The following is a 1,184-nucleotide window of genomic DNA, read 5'->3' on the forward strand; positions in this document are numbered from 1 at the left end:
ATCAAGAGCCGTGCCTCTTGCCCCAAGCTTTTGGATTTTTTCTGTCTCATGGCTAAAAATAAGGACAGGCTCATCGAGGGGAAAAACTTGGTTGTCAGCATCAGGGGCTGTAACAACCGCCCCAATGGCGCTCTGATCAAATGTTGCTAAAGGACGGGAATCCTCACCAGCCTCTACAATGCGAATCCCATGATTAAATTCTGTTGCCATTTTGCTCTCCACATTAATGAAGAGACTATACCAACCATCACCATGCTCCATAAGTCTGACAGTGTCAGTCAAAAAGCCCTTTAAAGGGCTTTTAAAGAGCTATAAAAGGACTTAAAAACATATAAAGCCTTTAAAAACTTATACAAAAACCTTTAATTTTACGGCGCCATCTCCACCCCGTCCAGCACCACTTGCTGTTCCATCCTCGCCATCTCGATAACCGCCACCACCGCCACCGCCTTTGCCTAATTCAGCGCCGTTTCCTCCATTGCCACCATATTCACTTTTTCCGCCTTTACTTCCATTATTAGGTACACTACTACCACCACTACCACCTCCACCTGCACCGCCATAGGTATTATCCCCTCCATTACCGCCACGACCATTACCAAACCCACCGCCACCGCCGCCACCGCCATGCCAAGAATCTTCTTTCCCCGCATAACCATTACTCGTACCACTGTCAGTTCCATAACCACCTGAAACGCCACCACCACTATTCCCACCAATATAACCGTTATTCCCCTTACCACCTCGTGCTGTAAGAACAGACCCCACTAATGTATTGCCACCATTAGCACCATTTCCATATCCGCCTTTTCCTATCGTTATTACGTCATTATTCTGCAATTGGCGTTTTTGAATTTTTAGAGTAACACATTCACCGCCACCACCTCCTCCACGTTGACCACCGCTGCCGCCAGCTCCCCAAGCCGTAATTTCAATTTCCGTATCATCTGAGACACCGTCAGGCCAAGGAATATTGCCACTCTGCAGCATGGTAATTTCAACGTATTCTTCTTTACGTTTTTTGATTAAAGAATCTAATAAAGCATCTACTTGCTCTTTCGTATAAACAAGATCTCCATCGACTCTCAAAGGTCCTTTAAGCGAGCTTCCGCTTGTGCTTAGACTGCTAACGACTTTGTTGTTATGGATAAGGTTAAACGATGAGTTGCCTAACAGCTCTAAAC

General features: G+C 45.8%; 2 pseudogenes. Both read right to left on the minus strand.

The features are described from left to right. Window positions 1-210 (minus strand): annotated as a pseudogene (locus tag ACFIJ0_RS05570) (phage tail protein); the annotation flags it as partial. Window positions 211-348: 138 nt separating this feature from the next. After that, window positions 349-1,184 (minus strand): annotated as a pseudogene (locus ACFIJ0_RS05575) (hypothetical protein); the annotation flags it as partial.

The organism is Bartonella sp. OC68QHHN (assembly GCF_042193875.1).
GTDB classification, from domain to species: Bacteria; Pseudomonadota; Alphaproteobacteria; order Rhizobiales; family Rhizobiaceae; genus Bartonella; species Bartonella grahamii_A.